Origin of the sequence: Pseudomonas cimarronensis (assembly GCF_049331905.1) — a bacterium.
Lineage (GTDB): Bacteria > Pseudomonadota > Gammaproteobacteria > Pseudomonadales > Pseudomonadaceae > Aquipseudomonas.
On sequence record NZ_CP186283.1, the window covers coordinates 2076024 to 2094132 of the forward strand.

General features: G+C 61.1%; 17 protein-coding genes and 1 tRNA gene. 11 read left to right on the plus strand and 7 right to left on the minus strand.

Annotation, left to right across the window (positions count from 1 at the left end; all coding sequences use genetic code 11):
- Positions 1-258: 258 nt before the first annotated feature.
- From ACOCLD_RS09630 to ACOCLD_RS09640, 3 genes are read left to right on the plus strand one after another with little or no spacing between them, the layout of a single operon-like run.
- On the plus strand, positions 259-1416 hold the full coding sequence (locus ACOCLD_RS09630; protein ID WP_422911725.1) for a DUF5610 domain-containing protein: 1158 nt from the start codon (positions 259-261) through the stop codon (positions 1414-1416).
- Between the two features lie 50 nt (positions 1417-1466).
- Entirely contained in the window at positions 1467-1715 is a 249-nt protein-coding gene (locus ACOCLD_RS09635; RefSeq protein WP_257778137.1) for a glutaredoxin family protein, read from the plus strand.
- A 39-nt stretch (positions 1716-1754) separates the two neighbouring features.
- Complete coding sequence (locus ACOCLD_RS09640) at positions 1755-2639, plus strand: chemotaxis protein CheV (RefSeq protein ID WP_422911726.1); 885 nt, start codon at positions 1755-1757, stop codon at positions 2637-2639.
- A 55-nt stretch (positions 2640-2694) separates the two neighbouring features.
- On the opposite strand, the gene ACOCLD_RS09645 is transcribed toward ACOCLD_RS09640, so the two are convergent.
- The 3 genes from ACOCLD_RS09645 to mobA form a co-directional block, all read right to left on the minus strand.
- Positions 2695-2771: transfer RNA gene (locus ACOCLD_RS09645), tRNA-Pro, on the minus strand.
- 141 nt (positions 2772-2912) lie between these two features.
- Complete coding sequence (locus ACOCLD_RS09650; protein ID WP_422911727.1) at positions 2913-3134, minus strand: YgdI/YgdR family lipoprotein; 222 nt, start codon at positions 3132-3134, stop codon at positions 2913-2915.
- A gap of 26 nt (positions 3135-3160) precedes the next feature.
- A complete protein-coding gene (gene mobA / locus ACOCLD_RS09655) occupies positions 3161-3790 on the minus strand; it encodes a molybdenum cofactor guanylyltransferase MobA (protein ID WP_422911728.1) in 630 nt (209 codons plus the stop codon).
- 68 nt (positions 3791-3858) lie between these two features.
- On the opposite strand from mobA, the gene moaB reads away from it, so the two are divergent.
- Together moaB and glp are read left to right on the plus strand one after the other, a co-directional pair.
- Entirely contained in the window at positions 3859-4398 is a 540-nt protein-coding gene (gene moaB / locus ACOCLD_RS09660) for a molybdenum cofactor biosynthesis protein B (RefSeq protein ID WP_422911729.1), read from the plus strand.
- Positions 4395-5609 carry a gephyrin-like molybdotransferase Glp gene (gene glp / locus ACOCLD_RS09665; protein WP_422911730.1) on the plus strand — a complete coding sequence of 405 codons (1215 nt, stop codon included), beginning with the start codon at positions 4395-4397 and terminating at the stop codon, positions 5607-5609. Before moaB ends, glp begins: the two co-directional genes overlap by 4 nt.
- Positions 5610-5653: 44 nt before the next feature.
- Here the strand turns inward: glp and ACOCLD_RS09670 are convergent, their stop codons facing one another.
- On the minus strand, positions 5654-6676 hold the full coding sequence (locus tag ACOCLD_RS09670) for an AraC family transcriptional regulator (RefSeq protein WP_392539424.1): 1023 nt from the start codon (positions 6674-6676) through the stop codon (positions 5654-5656).
- Between the two features lie 281 nt (positions 6677-6957).
- Between ACOCLD_RS09670 and ACOCLD_RS09675 the strand changes: the two genes are divergently transcribed.
- The 3 genes from ACOCLD_RS09675 to ACOCLD_RS09685 are packed head-to-tail and all read left to right on the plus strand — an operon-like array spanning position 6958 to position 11719.
- On the plus strand, positions 6958-8553 hold the full coding sequence (locus ACOCLD_RS09675; RefSeq protein WP_422911731.1) for an FAD-binding oxidoreductase: 1596 nt from the start codon (positions 6958-6960) through the stop codon (positions 8551-8553).
- Complete coding sequence (locus tag ACOCLD_RS09680; protein WP_422911732.1) at positions 8553-10163, plus strand: FAD-dependent oxidoreductase; 1611 nt, start codon at positions 8553-8555, stop codon at positions 10161-10163. Before ACOCLD_RS09675 ends, ACOCLD_RS09680 begins: the two co-directional genes overlap by 1 nt.
- A complete protein-coding gene (locus tag ACOCLD_RS09685) occupies positions 10160-11719 on the plus strand; it encodes an FGGY-family carbohydrate kinase (RefSeq protein WP_422911733.1) in 1560 nt (519 codons plus the stop codon). Before ACOCLD_RS09680 ends, ACOCLD_RS09685 begins: the two co-directional genes overlap by 4 nt.
- A 51-nt stretch (positions 11720-11770) precedes the next feature.
- On the opposite strand, the gene ACOCLD_RS09690 is transcribed toward ACOCLD_RS09685, so the two are convergent.
- The gene (locus tag ACOCLD_RS09690) at positions 11771-12469 is read right to left on the minus strand and encodes a pirin family protein (RefSeq protein WP_422911734.1); all 699 of its coding nucleotides are present in this window, start codon (positions 12467-12469) and stop codon (positions 11771-11773) included.
- Between the two features lie 181 nt (positions 12470-12650).
- On the opposite strand from ACOCLD_RS09690, the gene yegS reads away from it, so the two are divergent.
- Both yegS and ACOCLD_RS09700 read left to right on the plus strand, forming a co-directional pair.
- Entirely contained in the window at positions 12651-13547 is an 897-nt protein-coding gene (yegS, locus tag ACOCLD_RS09695; protein ID WP_257778146.1) for a lipid kinase YegS, read from the plus strand.
- Positions 13548-13698: 151 nt separating this feature from the next.
- Positions 13699-14634, plus strand: coding sequence for a chemotaxis protein (locus ACOCLD_RS09700; RefSeq protein ID WP_257778147.1), 936 nt, complete (start codon positions 13699-13701; stop codon positions 14632-14634).
- A 32-nt stretch (positions 14635-14666) separates the two neighbouring features.
- On the opposite strand, the gene ACOCLD_RS09705 is transcribed toward ACOCLD_RS09700, so the two are convergent.
- Positions 14667-15146 (minus strand): DUF1499 domain-containing protein, encoded by a 480-nt coding sequence (locus tag ACOCLD_RS09705; RefSeq protein ID WP_392539430.1) that lies wholly within the window; start codon positions 15144-15146, stop codon positions 14667-14669.
- Between ACOCLD_RS09705 and ACOCLD_RS09710 the strand changes: the two genes are divergently transcribed.
- Complete coding sequence (locus tag ACOCLD_RS09710; protein ID WP_422911735.1) at positions 15145-15951, plus strand: MOSC domain-containing protein; 807 nt, start codon at positions 15145-15147, stop codon at positions 15949-15951. The two genes, ACOCLD_RS09705 and ACOCLD_RS09710, sit on opposite strands and share 2 nt — an antisense overlap.
- A 38-nt stretch (positions 15952-15989) precedes the next feature.
- Here the strand turns inward: ACOCLD_RS09710 and ACOCLD_RS09715 are convergent, their stop codons facing one another.
- On the minus strand, positions 15990-17915 hold the full coding sequence (locus tag ACOCLD_RS09715) for a transglycosylase SLT domain-containing protein (protein ID WP_422911736.1): 1926 nt from the start codon (positions 17913-17915) through the stop codon (positions 15990-15992).
- Between the last annotated feature and the right edge of the window lie 194 nt (positions 17916-18109).

An 18109-nucleotide genomic window follows, 5' to 3' on the forward strand; every position in this document is an offset into this window, starting at 1 on the left:
ATTCTTAGCTCCTCGTGTGTGCGGGTCGGTTTGTGGCCGATCTGTTACAGCGAGGCGCAATAAAGCATGGGGGCTGATGCTTGGCTTTTAGACTTTGGTCTGCCTGCCCGCTGATAGCCCGGCAAGAGCAGTGCGGGCGCATGTGAACAAATGCTCTAGCAGGCGAGCTGTGCCGTTGATCGGTTGGCCGGTGCTGGCGTTAAAGTTTCCCGCTTGGCGGCCGCCAACCAGTCAGATACACCGCCCAGGTACTTTGCCATGAACCCGCTGGCCTCGCTTTTATCTTCCCCATCCCGTTCTGCTGCGGCTACTGCCCAGCCGCCCGTCCGTAATCCGGCTGCCGATGCACAGGCCACCTTGGCCAATCGTCTGGCTGATCGCCTTGGCCTTGAGCCTGGCGCCCTGGCGGGTAAAGCCAATGACTACACCCCGGAGAAGGTCGCCGGACGGATTCTGGGCTTTATCGAGCAGCGCCTGCAGAGTGAGCAAGCGGCGGGCGCGGACCCGAGCAAGCTGCAAGGCTTGCTGGAGCAGGCGCGCAGTGGGGTGGAAAAGGGCTTTGCCGAAGCCCGCAAGATTCTCGACGGCATGGGTGTGCTGCAAGGCAAAGTGGCGAGCGATATCGATGACACTTACCAGAAAATCCAGGATGGCTTCAGTGCCCTGGATAAACGCTTCAACCCGAGCACTCCAGCCAGTACCGGTAATGTTGCCGTAGCGGCCTACAGCGAGCGCTTCGCCGCCAAGGCGGAAACCTTCGAGATGCAAGTGACCACCCGTGATGGTGATCGCCTGCGCATCTCCATCGCCCAGGCTTCGGCCAACTGGTCGCAGAGCGCAGTGGCTGCCAGCAGTGACGGCAAGACCAGCTCGCTGGTAGCCAGCAGCCAGTCCGGCAGTCTGCAGATCGGTGCCTGGCAGGTCAGTGTTGAAGGTGAACTGGATGATGAGGAGCGTGGCGCGTTAGAGAAACTCTTCAGTCAGGTTCAGGACCTCTCCAACAATTTCTATGCCGGCGATCTGTCCGGCGCCTTCGACCGCGCCATGGCCCTGGAAATGGATGGCGAACAACTGGCGTCGATGTCTCTACGCCTGACCCAGACCACCGTACGCCAGGCCACCGATGCCTACAGCGCTGTTGCCCAGGATGGCGGTCAGGCGGCCAGCGCGGTGAACAGCTCGCTGATCGACTATGCCCAAGGCCTGCTTGAGGCACTGCGCAGCGCCAATCAGCTGGCCGAAGAAGGCAGCGCCAAGGGCAACCTGCTGGATCTGCTCAAGGGCGGCTTCTCGCTGGATGAGCGTTTCGACAGTGCGCGTCTGGACAAGGCCGAACAGCTTAATAACCGGCTGCTCGATGGCCTGCAAAGCCTGCTTAACCCCGCGCTAGACAGCAGTAAGTCAGCAGACGTGTAAGCCATGGGCAATGCTAAACTGCACCTCCAGTCGTCAGTGGAGGTGCGCAGATGCTCCCAGAATGTCAGTTATTCGGTACGCTCGGCTGCCACCTGTGTGAGGTGGCAGAAGCGTTGCTGATGCCCTTTGTCGAGCACGGCCTGCTGGTTGAGCTGATTGATATCGCCGAACAGGAGCATATGGTTGAAGGCTACGGCCTGCGTATTCCCGTATTGCGCCGTGTCGATACCGGGGCCGAGTTGAACTGGCCGTTTGAAGCTGAGCACATCGTCGAATTCTTGCGTGATGCCCATGCATAGCGTGTGGGCAGGGATAGCACTTCTACAGGGATCATACGCATGAGCATGGTGCTGGGTGACGCCTTGTCACTGTTGCTGTTTCGTCTGCACAGCGGCCGTCTGTTGGGTATCAACCTGCTCAAGGTGCAGGAAATCATTCCCTGCCCAACGCTGACCAAATTGCCCAGTCGGCACCCTCATGTACGCGGTGTGGCAACCTTGCGCGGCTCAGCACTGACGGTAATCGATCTGGGCAAGGCGATTGGTGAGCAGGGCGTTCCAGGTAATCATGACGGCTGCCTGATCGTCACCGAATTCAGTCGCTCGCGCCAAGGCCTGCATGTGCAGAGCGTCGAACGTATCGTGCAGTGCTACACCCGAGACGTTCGCCCGCCGCCGGCTGGCTCTGGCCGTGCCGCTTTTATCACCGGGGTGACGCAGATCGACGGCAAGATCGTGCAGATTCTCGATATCGAGAAAGTGCTGCACGAATTGGCTCCAGCACTGGTTGAAGACATCGATGAACAATTGCTCTCCGAGCGCGAGCGCGCACTGCTCAGAGGGCGTCGGGTACTGGTGGTGGATGATTCTCAGGTGGCGTTGCAGCAGACCATGATTACCCTGCGCAAGCTTGAGCTGGACTGCCAGATGGTGCGCAGTGCCGCGGCTGCGCTGGAGTTGTTGCAGGCACACTATGCGGCGGGCCAACCAATCGAGGTGCTGGTGTCGGATATCGAGATGCCAGAAATGGATGGCTACGACCTGGTTCGCACGTTGCGCAAAAAGCCTGACATCGGTGATATCTACGTGCTCTTGCACACCTCGCTCGACAGCACCATGAACACCGAAAAAGCCAATGCGGTGGGCGCCAACGATGTGCTGACCAAGTTCTCCACTGTCGACCTCAGCAAAGCCCTGGTGCGGGCGTTCGAAAGTCTGGAATAGGCTTTTCTGTCGCCCATAAAAAAGCCCGCAATTAAGCGGGCATTTTTATGGGATTTGGTCGGAGAGACAGGATTCGAACCTGCGACCTTCTCGTCCCGAACGAGACGCGCTACCAAGCTGCGCTACACTCCGAATGGGTCGAGATTGTACTGAAAAAGTTTTACTGCACAAGGGGTTAGCTTTTAATTTTTTCTATCGACCAGGCGCTGCAAATGCGTTGGCTGAAGCCTGGCGGCGGAGCAAAAGCTGCCATGTGCCGCCAGGGATATCGACTTACAACTCCTTGAGGGTGCGCACCTGATCCTTGTTGACCTTGGCGCGTTTGCCATCGAGTTGTTCGAATTCGTAGAAGCCCGAATCCTCATCGAAATATGGCTCGTCGATGGTCTGGATTTCGCGGCCATCATTGAGGGTGATCACCGTTGGCGATGCACAACCTGTCAGCGCGACCAGGCCCAAGGTAAGCAGCAATGCCGGAATAATCCGCTGAGTCATGGGGTTCTCCTTGATTGATAAAGTTTTTACCCAGCGTGTGACGAATTTTTGCCAGTCAAGTTCCCTGATGGCAGCTGCTGCGCCGCTGCAAGCAATTCCGGTGTGTTCAGATTGGCCAGGCGCGGATCACCGGGTGGGCAGTTGATGGTCAGTGGTGCCAAGCCGCGCAACCAGCGTTGCGGGCTGCGTTCTCCGGCCTGCCAGGCGCGCTCCAGATCAGCCTGCAGGGTGCAGGGGATGATGCTGAACAGCGGCTCGAGAAATTCGCCCTGACGGAGCACCACTGCGCGCTCACCGATCTGGCTCAGCAGGGCCTGCAACAGCGCGTTGTCCAGCTGTGGCGCATCGCACGGTAGGATCAACAGGTTGGCATGCCGGGCCACACGCAGGCCGGCACGAATCCCTGCAAGTGGGCCTTGATAGTCCGCTGCCTCATCACTGACCAGACGATCAGCAAAGGGTGCATAGCGCTCGGCGTTACGGTTGCAGGAGATGATCAGGTCGTCGGTCAAGGGGCGTACCCGCTCATGCAGCCAGGCAATCAGCGGGCGGCCCTGCCAGTCAAGCAGGCCCTTGTCGGCACCGCCCATGCGTTGACCACGACCACCAGCCAGCAGCAACACGGAGCAGTCGGGCAGGGCATCGGGAACGGGCATGGCGAAGCCTCCAGCGGCGGGCCTGTGATATAACGGCGGGCATTATCGCCCATAACTGGAAGCCTGCCATGAACCACAAGGCCGAGGCACATTTCGTGCCCTTGAATATCGCGGTGTTGACCGTCAGTGATACCCGCAGCCTGGAGACTGACACCTCCGGCCAGCTGTTTGTTGATCGCCTGCAAGCGGTTGGCCATCAGCTTGCTGCCCGGGTATTGCTCAAGGACGATCTGTACAAGATCCGTGCCCAGGTCGCCACCTGGATTGCCGAGGATCAGGTCCAGGTGGTGCTGATTACCGGTGGCACCGGCTTTACCGGTCGCGATAGCACGCCGGAAGCGGTGAGCTGTCTGCTGGATAAACACGTGGACGGTTTCGGCGAGCTGTTCCGGCAGATTTCCGTACCTGATATCGGCACCTCGACTATTCAGTCCCGCGCCCTGGCCGGCCTGGCCAATGGCACCCTGGTGTGCTGCCTGCCGGGTTCGACCAACGCCTGCCGCACCGCCTGGGATGGCATCCTTGGCGAGCAGCTGGATAACCGCCATCGTCCGTGCAATTTCGTTCCGCACCTTAAGTCGGTGGCCGCCTGCGAGAGCCGTGGATGAGCTGCTGTGACAAACCTGGCTTGATGCCCGTCGAGGCAGCGCTGGCGCGTTTGCTGGCGCAGGCCGAGGCGTCGGCAATTGTTGAAACCGAGCCGGTCAGCTTGCATGACGCTGCTGGCCGCGTGCTGGCTGAGCCGCTGATTGCCAAACTGGATCTGCCGCCCTGGGACAATAGCGCGATGGACGGTTACGCCTTGCGTCTGGCCGATTGGAGCGGTGAGCCGCTGGTCGTCAGCCAACGCATCCAGGCCGGCAGTGCGCCACAGCCGTTACAGCCTGGCTCCTGCGCGCGGATCTTTACCGGCGCCCCGCTGCCAGCCGGCGCTGATAGCGTGGAAATGCAGGAAAACGCTGTGCTCGGCGAAGACGGCCGCGTCGCCTTTAGCGAGCCGTTGAAACTCGGGCAGAACGTGCGCGCTCAGGGTCAGGAAACCCGTGTTGGCGATAGCGTATTGCCGGCTGGCACGCGTCTAGGCCCGATCGAGCTGGGACTGGCTGCATCCCTGGGATGCGCTGAATTGACTGTGCGCCGACGGCCGCGAGTAGCCGTGTTGTCCACAGGTGATGAGCTGGTCGAACCGGGTCAGCCGCTGGGGCCGGGGCAGATCTACAACAGCAATCGCCGCGTGCTGATCGCCTGGTTGCAGCGTCTGGGCTGCGAGGTGGTGGACGGCGGTATCTTGGTTGATGACCTGGAAAAGACGCGTTCGGCGCTGGCTGCGCTGAGTGATGTTGATCTGATTCTCTCCACTGGCGGCGTGTCGGTGGGCGAGGCGGATTTCCTCGGTATGGCGTTGCGCGAAGAGGGCGAACTGGCGCTGTGGAAGCTGGCGATCAAACCGGGCAAACCGTTGACCTGTGGGCAGTTTCGCGGCGTGCCGGTGATCGGCCTACCGGGCAATCCGGCTTCGACCCTGGTGACCTTCGGCCTGCTGGCCCGGCCTTATCTGTTGCGCCGCTTGGGCGTGCAGCGGGTCGAGCCGTTGGGCTTTCCGATGCCGGCGGGCTTCACCTGGAGCAAACCGGGCAATCGTCGCGAATACCTGCGTGCGCGCCTAGAGAATGGCCGGGTGGTGCCTTACCCGAACCAGAGTTCCGGGGTGCTGCGCAGCGCGGCTTGGGCTGAGGGTTTTGCCGAAGTGTTGGAAAACACCACGTTGGCCGAGGGCGATAGCCTGCGGTTTATTCCCCTAAGCGAAGTTCTCGGGTAGGTCAGCCTAGCGGTGGATGGCGCTTCATCCATCCACCAAGGTTGTCAGCTACTGCGCCGGCTCTCGCGGAATTCGCCTGGGGTTTGCCCGGTCCAGGTCTTGAAGCTACGGTGGAATGAGCGGGATTCGGTAAAGCCCAGATAGCTGGCGATATCCTGAATCGCCAGGTCGCTGCGCAGCAGGTAGTGCTCGGCCAACTCCTGGCGCAATTCATCGAGAATCTGCTGGTAGCTGGTGCCGGCCAGTTGCAGGTGACGCTGCAGGGTGCGCACCGTCATGTTGAATTTCTCCGCCACCCGCTCCTTACGCGGCAAACCATCCTTGAGCAGCAGGCGCAGGGCGTTCTTCACCCGTTGTGGCAGCGGTTCGTTATCGTCCAACCCGGCCATCAGGGTCAGGGCGTGTTCTTCCAGGGTGCGCAGCAGGTTGGCGTCGGCCTGACGCAGCGGCACCGCGAGGTATTCCAGCGGCACGATCAGCGCATTGCAGCTTTGTTCGAAGCGGATCGGGCAGCCGAAAATCGTCTGGTACTCGGCAATATCGACGCCTTCAGGCAGGGCGTGTTCGAACCACACCTCCCGTGGCGAACTGTCGGAGTCGGAGATCCAGCGCGCATACAGCAGCCAGGAGGCCAGCACGTTTTCCACCATATGCCGGCGGATCGGCTCAGCCTGATGGCGACAGGTCCAGATCAGACGAACGTGGTCGCTGCCGGCCTCGACCCGGCTGACACCCATATCCCCCACCAGCTTCTCGTAAGGCACGATGCGGCTCATGGCCTCACCGAGGGTGGCGCAGTTCATGGTGATATAGCCCAGCACGCTCCACGAACCGGGCTGTACAAAGCGCGCGCAGTGCAGGCCAAACAGCGGGTCATCGGACACCGCCAGCAAGTGGCCGAGCAGGCGTTCATGGGTTTCACTGGGCATGCGCTTGCTGTTGTCGGTCAGCTCCTCGGCATTGATGCCGGCTGCCGCCAAGGCCTGGTCGATATCCAGACCCAGCTGTTCGGCATGGCGCAGGTACTTGAGCAGGGCAGGGACAGAGGTGTAGCCGAGGTTTTCCATGATTTTTTCTTATTCTGAGTTCGTAGAGCCTGTTTCGGATCGCGCGAGCTAGAGCGAGACAAGGCAGAAATGGCCGAGGGCGCGGAGTTTACTGGCTGTAAATGAGCAGCCCGAGGCCATTTCTAACGCAGTATCGCCGACGCGCAGCAGATTCGGAGCAGGTTCTTATTCTGAATGTCTTGATTGGCGATATCGCCTGGCTCGATTCGACAGTGACGCCTGGATGCGGCTCGCTAGTATAGGCAGCCATCAAGGGTGACTGAAATATCCGGGAGAAGCAGATGCGACGTTGGAACGGCTGGGGTGATGACGCAACAGTGGTGGAGCTGCCGGCCCATGGCGAGGCTTTTCTGGCTGAACTGGTTGGCTCTGGCCAGGTGCTTGCCGATGCCAGCCTGGAGCAGGTGCTGGCGCAGGTGCCGGCTTCGCGCCTGCAGGCCCATCCGCTGATCTGCCTGAATGCCGAAGACCGTGTGCGTCACGCTCGTGGCCAGAGCCTGCCGGACTGGCTGGCGATGCGTTCTGGCGATTTTGGCGTATTCCCTGATGGTGTGGCCTACCCGGAAAGTGCCGCGCAGATACGCGAGCTGCTGGCCTGGGCCAGCCAGCAGGATCTGATCGTGATTCCTTACGGCGGCGGCACCTCGGTGGCTGGCCATATCAACCCACAAGCCAGCAATAAACCGGTGCTGACCCTGTCGCTCGCGCGCATGAGCAAGCTGATCGAGATCGACCACGACAGCCTGATTGCCACCTTCGGCCCGGGTGCCAATGGCCCGCAGGTGGAAAGCCAGTTGCGTGCGCAGGGCTACACCCTCGGCCATTTCCCGCAGTCCTGGGAGCTGTCGACCCTCGGTGGTTGGGTCGCCAGCCGTTCCAGTGGCCAGCAGTCGCTGCGCTACGGGCGCATCGAGCAGCTGTTTGCTGGCGGCAAGGTCGAGACCTTTGCCGGCACCCTGGAGATTCCAACCTTTCCGGCCTCGGCCGCAGGCCCGGACCTGCGCGAAGTGCTGATGGGCTCGGAAGGGCGCTTCGGCATCATTTCGGAGGTCAAGGTGCGCATCACCCGCCTAGCCGAGCAGGAAAATTTCTATGCAGTGTTCCTGCCCAACTGGCAGCAGGCACTGAGCGCCATTCGCAGCCTGGCCCAGGCGCGCGTACCGTTGTCGATGCTGCGCCTGTCCAACGCCATCGAAACCAAAACCCAGCTGGCCCTGGCCGGCCATCCACAGCAGATCGCCTGGCTGGAAAAATACCTGGCCCTGCGCGGCGCCCGCGAGGGCAAGTGCATGCTGACCTTCGGCGTCACTGGTAGCCGCGTGCAGAACGCCGCTTCGCTGAAGCAGGCGAAGAAGCTGCTGAAAAGCTTTGGCGGGGTGTTTACCGGCACTCTGCTGGGCAAGAAATGGGCAGAAAACCGCTTCCGCTTCCCCTACCTGCGCCATGGCCTGTGGGCAGCCGGTTACGCGGTGGACACCCTGGAAACCGCCACCGACTGGAGCAATGTCGACAACCTGCTGAACAAGGTTGAAACCAGCCTGCGCAACGGCCTGAGTGAGGAGGGCGAGCAGGTGCATGTGTTTACTCACCTGTCCCACGTCTACAACGAAGGCTCGAGCATCTACACCACCTACGTGTTCCGTCCGGGTGCGAACTACGCCGAGGCCATGGCGCGCTGGCAGAAGCTCAAACATGCCGCCAGCCTGACCATCGCCGAGAACCGCGGCACCATCAGCCACCAACATGGTGTTGGTCGTGATCACGCGCCTTACCTGCCGGTGGAGAAGGGCGAACTGGGCATGGCCACGCTCAAGGCGCTTGCCGGGCATTTCGACCCTGAGCAGCGCCTGGCACCAGGCGTGCTGATTCAGGATTGATGATGAGCAACTGGAACGCCGCCTGGCGCGAACAGGCGCTGCCCGAACTGGCCGCCCGCGATTGGGACCTGATCGTCGTCGGTGGCGGTATCAGCGGTGCCGGGATTCTGCGTGAAGCTGCGCGGCGCGGCTGGAAATGCCTGCTGCTGGAGCAGCGCGACTTTGCCTGGGGTACGTCCAGCCGCTCCTCGAAGATGGTGCATGGCGGATTGCGCTATATCGCCAAAGGCCAGTTTGGCTTGACCCGCGATTCGGTACGCGAGCGCCAGCGCTTGTTGCAGGAAGCGCCGGGCTTGGTCGATCCCTTGAGTTTTATCATGGCCCACTACCAGGGCGGCTTTCCCGGCCCCAAGGTATTCGGCAGCCTGCTGGCGGTGTATGACGCCCTGGCCGGCAAGCGTAATCATCTGTACTACCCGCTGCAGCAACTGCGCTATCTGGCGCCGGGTATCAAAGAAGATGGCCTGCTCGGAGGCACACGGTTTTTCGATGCGGTGACCGACGACGCACGGCTGGTGCAGCGTGTACTGGGCGAGGCGCGTAGCGACGGTGGCGAAGCGCTTAACGGCATGCGCGTGGTCGAGTTGCTGCGTGAAAACGGGCAGGTCACTGGCCTGCTTGCCGAAGACCGTGAAAGCGGCTTGCGTTATGGCTTCAAGACTCGCGCCGTGGCGCAGGCCACCGGGGCATGGGCCGATCAGCTGCGGCAGAAGACTGGTCTGGAGCATATCCGCCCGCTGCGCGGCAGCCATCTGCTGGTTCCGGCCTGGCGCCTTCCCGTGGCCCATGCGTTCAGCTTTATGCATGCGACGGATAAGCGCCCAGTGTTTGTCTTCCCCTGGGAAGGCGCGACGGTAATTGGCACCACCGATCTCGATCACCCGGCACCGCTGGCCGAAGAAGCGCGGATCAGTCCGGATGAGGTTACGTATTTACTGGATGCCTGCGCTCAGCAGTTTCCTACGGCGCAGATCAAGACAGCGGATGTGCTGTCGACCTGGGCTGGCGTGCGTCCGGTGGTCAGTGATGGCGTACCAGGGCGCAAGCCTTCGGATGAGAAACGCGAGCATGCGCTGTGGATCGAGCCCGGTTGCGTGACCCTGGCTGGCGGCAAGCTGACTACTTTCCGCCTGCTGGCGCTGGAAGTGTTGCAGGCCTGCGCACCGATGGTCGGGCGCAGTGTGGATGATCAGGGCGCGGCGACCTTTGCCGTCGTGGCGCGTCAGCCGATGCCGCAGTTAAGCCCGACTCAGCAGAAGCGCCTGATTGGCCGTTACGGCCGGGCGCTGCCGCAGGTGCTGGCGTTGGTCGATGAGCTGGGTGTCGAGCAGGTGGCCGGCACGGACACGCTGTGGGCCGAGCTGGCCTGGGCGGCCGAGCAGGAGCTGGTGCTGCACCTGGATGACCTGTTGCTGCGCCGCACACGTTTGGGCCTGCTGCTGGCGTGCGGCGCGGCGGCCGAACTGCCGCGTATCCGTGCGCTGTGTCAGGCCCGCCTGGGGTGGGGTGACGCGCGCTGGCAAGAGGAAGAACAGGCGTATCTGCAACTCTGGCAGCGTTGCTACAGCCTGCCGGCGGAAGATGGATCACGAGGAAGGGCGGCGTCTTGAGCGAGAAAAGTTATCTGCTGGCCATCGACAATGGCACCCAGAGCATTCGGGCGCTGTTGTTCGATCTTCAGGGCAACCTGCTCGCCAAGGGCAAGGTGGAGCTTGAGGCCTATTACTCCAAGCAGCCCGGCTGGGCCGAGCAGGACCCGGAATACTACTGGGCCAGCCTCGGCGAGGCCTGTGCGCAGCTGTGGCAGCAGGTGGATATCGATCGCAGTCGGATCAAGGGTGTATCGCTGACTACCCAGCGCGGCAGCCTGATCAATGTCGATCAGCAGGGCCAACCACTGCGTCCTGCCATGCTCTGGCTCGATCAGCGTCAGGCCGAGGTGCGTGGGCCGATCAAGGGCCCCTGGGGCTGGCTGTTCAAGATCGCCGGGGTACAGGCCACAGTGGATCATTTTCGCGCCCAGGCCGAGGTCAACTGGATCGCGCAGAACCAACCGGACATCTGGGCCAAGACGCACAAGGTGCTGTTGCTCTCAGGTTTTCTCACCCATCGGCTGTGCGGCCAGTTTGTCGACTCGCTGACCAGTTGCGTAGCTTACCTGCCATTCGACTACAAGCGTTTGCAGTGGGCCAAACCCGGCGACTGGAAATGGCAGGCCATGCCGGTGCGCCGCGAACAGTTGTCGGAGTTACGCAAGCCGGGCGAGTTGCTTGGCCATATAACGGCGGCGGCCAGCCGGCATACCGGGATTCCCGAAGGCTTGCCGCTGATTGCTGCTGGTGCCGACAAAGCCTGTGAGGTGCTTGGCGCGGGCGGCGTAGAGCCGACTACGGCCTGTCTGTCCTATGGCACCACGGCGACCATCAACACCACACGCAGCAAGTACCTGGAAACCATCCCGCTGATCCCGCCATACCCGTCGGCGATTCCTGATCACTTCAACACCGAGGTGATGATTTACCGCGGTTTCTGGATGGTCAGTTGGTTCAAAAAAGAATTTGGTCTGCGCGAAATGCAGCGGGCCAAGGAGCTGGGCGTCGAGCCTGAGGCGCTGTTTGATGAGCTGGTCAACAGTGTGCCGGCTGGCTCCATGGGCCTGATGTTGCAGCCGTACTGGTCTCCGGGCATTCGTGAGCCAGGGTTGGAGGCCAAGGGCTCGATCATCGGTTTTGGCGACGTGCACACCCGTGCGCACATCTACCGGGCGATTCTGGAAGGGCTGGCCTATGCCCTGCGCCAGGGCAAGGAAAAGATCGAGAAGCGCTCGGGCACGCGCATCACCCGCCTGCGCGTTTCCGGCGGCGGCTCGCAGAGCGATGCGGCCATGCAGCTGACTGCCGATATTTTCGGCCTGCCGGCCGAGCGTCCGCATCTGTATGAAACCAGCGGTCTGGGGGCGGCGATCAATTGCGCGGTGGGGCTGGGTCTGTACCCGGACTACCCGACGGCAATTGCCGCGATGACCCGCGTGGGCCAGGTATTTACCCCGAATCCGGACGCGCAGCGCACCTATCAGCAGCTGTACACGCAGGTTTATCAGCGTATGTACAAACAGCTGAAGCCGCTGTATCAAACTATCCGCAAAATTACCGGCTATCCAGCGTGATGTGGCTTAGCGGCGCACAGGCTCTGTGCGCCGCTAAGCCAACACTGCGCGTCAGGCCACATCCACCAGGATGATTTCGCTGTCTTCGATGGCCGTCACCCGGATCACGTCCACATCGCTGACTGCCACGCCATCACGGGCCTGGGCGCTGACGCCGTTGACCTCAATGCTGCCGCTGGCGGCCACCAGATAGGCTTTGCGCGCCGCACCAATCGGGTATTCGGTGCTCTGGCCGGCTTGCAGGGTGGCCGCAGCCATCCGCGCATTGGTACGGATCGACAGGGCATCCTGATCTTCAGCAAAGCCGCTGGCCAGGGTGACGAAGGTGCCGGCGCGCTCACCTTTGGGAAACGGCTTGGCGCCCCACGACGGCGGTAGGCCCGACTGGTTGGGCTGAATCCATATCTGGAAAATCTTGGTGGTGGTGTCTTCCAGGTTGTATTCGCTGTGGGCAATCCCGGTACCGGCGCTCATTACCTGCACATCACCGGCTTCGGTACGGCCATGGTTACCCAGGTTGTCCTTGTGGGTGATGGCCCCTTGGCGTACATAGGTGATGATTTCCATGTCGCGGTGCGGATGAGTCGGAAAGCCGGTGTGCGGCGCGATTTCATCATCGTTCCACACACGCAGCGGCCCCCAGCCCATACGCGCCGGTTCATAGTATTCGGCAAAGGAAAAGTGATGACGGGCATTCAGCCAGCCATGATTGGCACCGCCGAGCTCGGCGAAGGGGCGTACTTCGATCATCTGCATATCCTCATTGATAAACACCGGCTTTTGGCTGCAGTGTTGGTTGGCGATGAACAGATCATCCAATAAATCAATGTGATTAAAAATGCGTAATTTTTGGATTTAATTATCTGTTTATTCGATATTTAGAACGAGTGCTGCACTGTGTGTCGACTAAAGCGTGATGAGGATGTCGGGAATGCAAGAACGTAAAGCGCTGCTGATCCTGCACGGCAAACAGGCCCTCAATGCCGAAGTGCGTACTGCCGTAGAGGCGCGTCGTGCGCAGGGTTGGCAGCTGGATGTGCGAGTTACCTGGGAAGCTGGTGATGCCCAGCGCCTGGTCAACGAAGCCCTGGCAGCGGGCTATCCAACGCTGATTGCCGGTGGCGGCGACGGCACCCTGCGTGATGTGGCCGAAGCCATGGCGCTGGCCAAAACCCAGGCTAGCCTGGCACTGCTGCCACTGGGTACCGCCAATGATTTTGCCCGCGCCGCTGGTGTTGCGCTTGAGCCGCAAGCAGCGTTGGCCTTGCTGGATGAGCCGGCACAGCCGATTGATCTGGGCGAAGTCGACGGTCAGGTGTTCCTCAATATGGCCACTGGCGGTTTTGGCTCCAATGTCACCGCCAATACCTCGGAAGAGCTCAAGCGAGTGCTGGGCGGTGCGGCGTATTTCCTCACGGGGCTGACCCGCTTTGCCGAGGTGCGTTCATCCTTTGGCCGCTTTGCGGGGCCGGATTTCGATTGGGAGGGTGAGTTTCTTGCCCTCGGCATCGGCAACGGACGACAGGCCGGTGGCGGGCATGTGCTTTGTCCGCAGGCGCAGGTCAATGATGGTTTGCTGGATGTCTGCATCGTGCCGGCGGCCACCGATGTGGTGGGCACTCTGGGCACGCTACTATCCGGCGGTATCAATGGTCTACAGAGTGTCGCGGTGAGTGCGCGCGTGCCCTGGTTGGAAGTAGAGGCGCCGGAAGGTTTGGACCTCAACCTCGACGGTGAGCCCATGGAAAGCCGCCAGCTGCGCTTTGTGGCCTTGCCCGCCGCGCTGCGTGTGCATTTGCCGGCTCAGTCAGCGTTATTGCAGGAATAACCTGGCGAATACGCCATCTGGCTGGCCTCTGTCGCGCGCTTGTCGCATGATGGCGCTGCGCCATCCGCCTTCAGATGCGCGGCATGTGGCCGATACATCAGGTCATGGCTATTTGAGCTAGGCTAGATCGATAAGTGAACAGGAGCGCATGATGGCCGGCATTCTCGACTCAGTGAACCAACGCACTCAGCTGGTGGGCGAGAATCGCCTGGAAATTCTGATGTTCCGCCTGACCGGCCGGCAGTTGTTTGCAATCAACGTGTTCAAGGTGCAGGAAGTCCTGCAGATGCCCAAGCTGACCCTGATGCCGCAGCGTCATCGGTTTGTCTGTGGGGTGGTCAACCTGCGTGGGCAGACCTTGCCGGTGATCGACCTGTCTCAGGCCATCGGCATGCGCCCGATTGTGCCGGATGAACGCAGCACGATTATCGTCACCGAATACAACCGCTCGGTGCAGGCCTTCCTGGTCGGCGGGGTTGAGCGAATCCTCAACCTCAACTGGGAATCCATCCTGCCGCCACCGGGCGGAGCAGGGCGGCAACATTACCTGACTGCTATCACCAAGGTCGAAGATCAGATCGTCGAAGTTATCGACGTGGAGAAGGTGTTGGCGGAAATCAGCCCGATGAGCACCAAGGTATCCCCGGAAAAACTCGCCGACCCGCTGCTTGAGCATGCGCGTGGGCGTGAAGTGCTGCTGGTCGATGACTCCAACGTGGCCATGGGACAGCTCAAGGGCACCATGGCGCAGCTGGATGTGCGTTGCCATTCGGCCAGTGACGGGTTGCGTGCGCTGAATCTGTTGAAGAGCTGGGCCGATGCTGGCGTGGATGTGCACGAAAAATTGCTGATGGTGATTACCGATGCGGAAATGCCGGAGATGGACGGCTACCGCCTGACTACGGAAATTCGCAATGACTCGCGTCTCAAGGACTTGTACGTGGTGTTGCACACCTCGCTGTCCGGCAGTTTCAACGAGGCCATGGTGAAGAAAGTGGGCTGTGACAGTTTCCTGTCCAAGTTCCAGCCGGACAAGCTGGTGGATGTGGTGCACGAGCGGCTGGCCCTGTTGCACCCTGACAAATAAGCCTGGCGCCAGCGCCAGGCTGAGCCTTATGGCTACTCGCTCAGGCGCTGGCGCAGGTGTTCGATGCGTTCACGGTTGACGTCGAAATCCTTGTAGCCCAGGCGTGATGCCGAGCGTACCTCGACGGCGGTTGCGCCGATATTGAACTCCACATCGTCGACAAAGCGCATCAGCCGGCTGCTGAACTCCGCACGCAGATACCCTGGCGCCTCCTCCACCAGACGTACCCTTTGCTCGCTGCCAAGCACCGCCTTGAGTTGTGCCTGGGTCTGCTCGGGCGAGCCTTTCAACGGCAGTGGCGCAATGGCGTGGCGTGGGTCACTGGCCTGGCTGTTGACGCAGTTCGGCGAGTCCGGGCAAGCGCTCAACCGACCATCGTGCAGCCCCAGATTATCCGGCGCGGTACCGCTGCAAGCGCTAAGCAACACCAGCAGCGGCAGAGCCAGGGCGGGCTTGTAGGTACGGCGGGTTGCTCGTATAAGTGCGTTTTGCCAAAGGGAAACTGGGCTCATGTTGCATCTCTCCGGGTTGTACCGTTATCCAATGAAATCTGCGGCGGGTGAGGCCCTGCATGAAGCGACGCTGGATGCCCTGGGCGTACAGGGTGATCGTCGCTGGATGGTAGTCGATGCAGAAACAGGACGCTTCCTGACTCAGCGTTTGTTGGCACAGATGACCCAGTTGCAAGCGCGTTGGTTGGGTAGCACGCACCTGCAATTGCGTGCGCCTGGCATGGCTGAACTGCAGGTGGCAGTGCCGGATGAGCAGGCATCGCTGCGTGGCGTGACCATCTGGCGCGACAGCTTGCAGGTGCCCGATGCCGGTGATCAGGCGGCGCAGTGGCTGAGTCAGTTTCTCGGTCGTGCCTGCCGTCTGGTGCAGGTCTCGGCGCCGCGCGCGCGGCAGGTCGATACGGCCTATGCCGAAGTAGGCGACAAGGTGGCATTTGCCGATGGTTTCCCTTTGCTGCTGATTGGCCAGGCCTCACTGGATGATCTTTCTGCGCGGGTGGGGCGGCCTTTGCCGATGCTGCGTTTCCGTCCGAATCTGGTGGTCAGCGGCAGTGAGCCTTATGCCGAGGACAGCTGGAAGCGTATCCGCATCGGTGAGCTGGAGTTTCGCGTGGTCAAGGGCTGCTCGCGCTGCATCATGACCACCCTTGATCCACAGACTGGTGAACGCAGCGCTGATCGCGAGCCGCTGACCACTCTGAAAACCTACCGTGAGCGTGAAGGCGAGGTGTATTTCGGGCAGAACCTGATCGCCTGTGGCGAAGGATCGCTGACGTTGGGCATGCCAGTAGAAGTACTGGCGTAGGAAGTGCGGCTCAACCTCAGCGGTTGAGCCGGTTTGGCTTACTGGTCGAAGTACCGTTCGTGCCAGGCCACCAGTGGCTGCGGCGCGTTGAGTTTCTCGCCATAGATCACCGAGTAGGACAGCACGTTCTGCACGTACTGGCGGGTCTCATCAAACGGAATGTTCTCGACCCACACGTCATACGACAGGTGATTCGCCCCGCGCAGCCACTGGCGTACTCGGCCAGGGCCAGCGTTATAGGCGGCGGAGGCGAGCACGCGGTTACCGTTGAACTGGCCATAGATCTGGCTCAGATAAGCGGCGCCCAGCTGGATATTGATTTCCGGGCGGTACGCCAGTTGCGGCGATGACAGTGGAATACCGAAACGCTTGGCGGTTTCCTTGGCAGTGGCTGGCATCAGCTGCATCAGGCCCATGGCACCGACATGGGATTTGGCGTCGGCCATAAAGGCACTTTCCTGGCGAGTGACGGCAAATACCCAGCTGGAGTGAATGTCGCGGTTGCGTGCTTCACGCACCAGTTGATCGCGATGGGCCATGGGGAAACGTACATCCAGATCATCCCAGTACTGCGCCTGGCTGATGGTGCGGATGGCCGGGAAATACCAGCCCATTTCATAGGCCAGACGCGCTTGGGCGACCATTTCATCGCGGCTGAACAGGCGACTGACGTTGTACCACTCGCGGCGACCATCGGCGACTTGACCACGGGCATGAAATTCCAGGGCGCGGCGAATGGCTGCCGAGTTGCGCACCTTCTGGATGGTTTGCGGGCTGAGGGCCAGTGGCTTGTTGTTCAGCTGATAGGGTGCTTGCACCTGATCGGCGGCCATAAAGCCGTAGAAGTCACGCTCCTTGGCCAGGCTCTGGTAGAGCGCTTTCGGTTCCTGGCTGTTGGGTTGTGCCAGTTGCAGGCTACGCGCCTGCCAGTAGCGCCAACGGTTGGTGTTGCCCAGCTCAGCCGGCATCTTGCGGGTCAGCTGATGGGCTTCTTCCCAGCGGCCCAGGCGTAGCAGCAGGCGAGCGCGCCATTCGCTGACCGTGTTATCACGCAGCTCTGGGTCGTATTTGGCCATGACCTGCAGGGCGCGGGCATCGAAGCGCTTGGCTAGGGTCAAGCCAATCTCGCGGGCGATGGCGACCTGTTCCTCGCTGGAGAACTTCATGCGTTGGGCGTAATTGTCCAGCAGTTTCAGGGCGCTCTCCGGATCCTGGCGGGCCAGGCGGCGCAGGCCGAGGCCTACTACATCGGCCATGGCTGGATCGGTCTGGGTGAAACGCGCGGTCTGCTTCAGCAGTTCAGGCTTCTGCGCGACTTCCAGCAGACTTTTGCCGTGGTTGCCCAGCGTCGGCATGGTCTTGATCAGGTGAGTGACCAGGCCATAGTTGCGCGCTTCAGCCGCCAGCTTGGCGCGTTGCCAGCGTTTCTGCTCGGTGAGCTGACCCGTTGCCGCCCAGCGCTCGAACAGCGGGTTGCAGGCGTTGGGCTGGGATTTGCCCACTAACCAGAGTTTCTCTGCGGTCGCGCCACCTTCTTTATGCATGCCATGGGTGAACTGGTATTGGCCGTACAGGCAATCAAGCTCGGTGAAGTTCAGCGCCGGGTCGTAGTAGTTGATAAAGGTCTGCCATTCGCCACGCTCGGCCAGCCAGCGCAACCAGCGCAACTTCATCCAGCTGATCTGTGGCAGGTCGCCATGCTCGGCGAGGAATTTCTCGATTTCGTCATTGCTCGCCCACTTCAGGCGCGCGGTCAGCTCGTCATAGGCCAGATAGGGCTCCAGCGGATAGCCACGCAGGGCGCTGGCATAGCGCTGATAAGGGCCTTTGTCGCCCTTGGCCAGCGCCGCTTTGGCGTGATCGTAATATTGACGTTGTTGCGCCAGGGTCGCGGCATGCGCCGCAGAGAAGCTCAGGGAGGAAACCAGCAAACAAGACAGCAGACTGAACAAAGGGCCGCGCATGATACTTCCAGGCAGATAGTGCATATCGCTCTAGCTTAGTCCTTTGCCTGTGGGCGGTGAAGGCTCAATACGCCTTGCGCGTTGCTGGCTAATGGCCATATTGTGCGCGGGCCTGTTTGCCGGGTCAGCGCGCGATGTTCCGTGAAGTGGCAGGTACAAGCGAGTTTATTGGGCTGGAGGCCGAAATTGCCTGC

Bases quoted from the DNA above. Each gene is read 5' to 3' on its own strand.
- ACOCLD_RS09630 (WP_422911725.1), top strand. From the start codon at position 259: ATGAACCCGCTGGCCTCGCTTTTATCTTCCCCATCCCGTTCTGCTGCG.
- ACOCLD_RS09635 (WP_257778137.1), top strand. From the start codon at position 1,467: ATGCTCCCAGAATGTCAGTTATTCGGTACGCTCGGCTGCCACCTGTGT.
- ACOCLD_RS09640 (WP_422911726.1), top strand. From the start codon at position 1,755: ATGAGCATGGTGCTGGGTGACGCCTTGTCACTGTTGCTGTTTCGTCTG.
- ACOCLD_RS09650 (WP_422911727.1), bottom strand. From the start codon at position 3,134: ATGACTCAGCGGATTATTCCGGCATTGCTGCTTACCTTGGGCCTGGTC.
- mobA (WP_422911728.1), bottom strand. From the start codon at position 3,790: ATGCCCGTTCCCGATGCCCTGCCCGACTGCTCCGTGTTGCTGCTGGCT.
- moaB (WP_422911729.1), top strand. From the start codon at position 3,859: ATGAACCACAAGGCCGAGGCACATTTCGTGCCCTTGAATATCGCGGTG.
- glp (WP_422911730.1), top strand. From the start codon at position 4,395: ATGAGCTGCTGTGACAAACCTGGCTTGATGCCCGTCGAGGCAGCGCTG.
- ACOCLD_RS09670 (WP_392539424.1), bottom strand. From the start codon at position 6,676: ATGGAAAACCTCGGCTACACCTCTGTCCCTGCCCTGCTCAAGTACCTG.
- ACOCLD_RS09675 (WP_422911731.1), top strand. From the start codon at position 6,958: ATGCGACGTTGGAACGGCTGGGGTGATGACGCAACAGTGGTGGAGCTG.
- ACOCLD_RS09680 (WP_422911732.1), top strand. From the start codon at position 8,553: ATGATGAGCAACTGGAACGCCGCCTGGCGCGAACAGGCGCTGCCCGAA.
- ACOCLD_RS09690 (WP_422911734.1), bottom strand. From the start codon at position 12,469: ATGATCGAAGTACGCCCCTTCGCCGAGCTCGGCGGTGCCAATCATGGC.
- yegS (WP_257778146.1), top strand. From the start codon at position 12,651: ATGCAAGAACGTAAAGCGCTGCTGATCCTGCACGGCAAACAGGCCCTC.
- ACOCLD_RS09700 (WP_257778147.1), top strand. From the start codon at position 13,699: ATGGCCGGCATTCTCGACTCAGTGAACCAACGCACTCAGCTGGTGGGC.
- ACOCLD_RS09710 (WP_422911735.1), top strand. From the start codon at position 15,145: ATGTTGCATCTCTCCGGGTTGTACCGTTATCCAATGAAATCTGCGGCG.
- ACOCLD_RS09705 (WP_392539430.1), bottom strand. From the start codon at position 15,146: ATGAGCCCAGTTTCCCTTTGGCAAAACGCACTTATACGAGCAACCCGC.
- ACOCLD_RS09715 (WP_422911736.1), bottom strand. From the start codon at position 17,915: ATGCGCGGCCCTTTGTTCAGTCTGCTGTCTTGTTTGCTGGTTTCCTCC.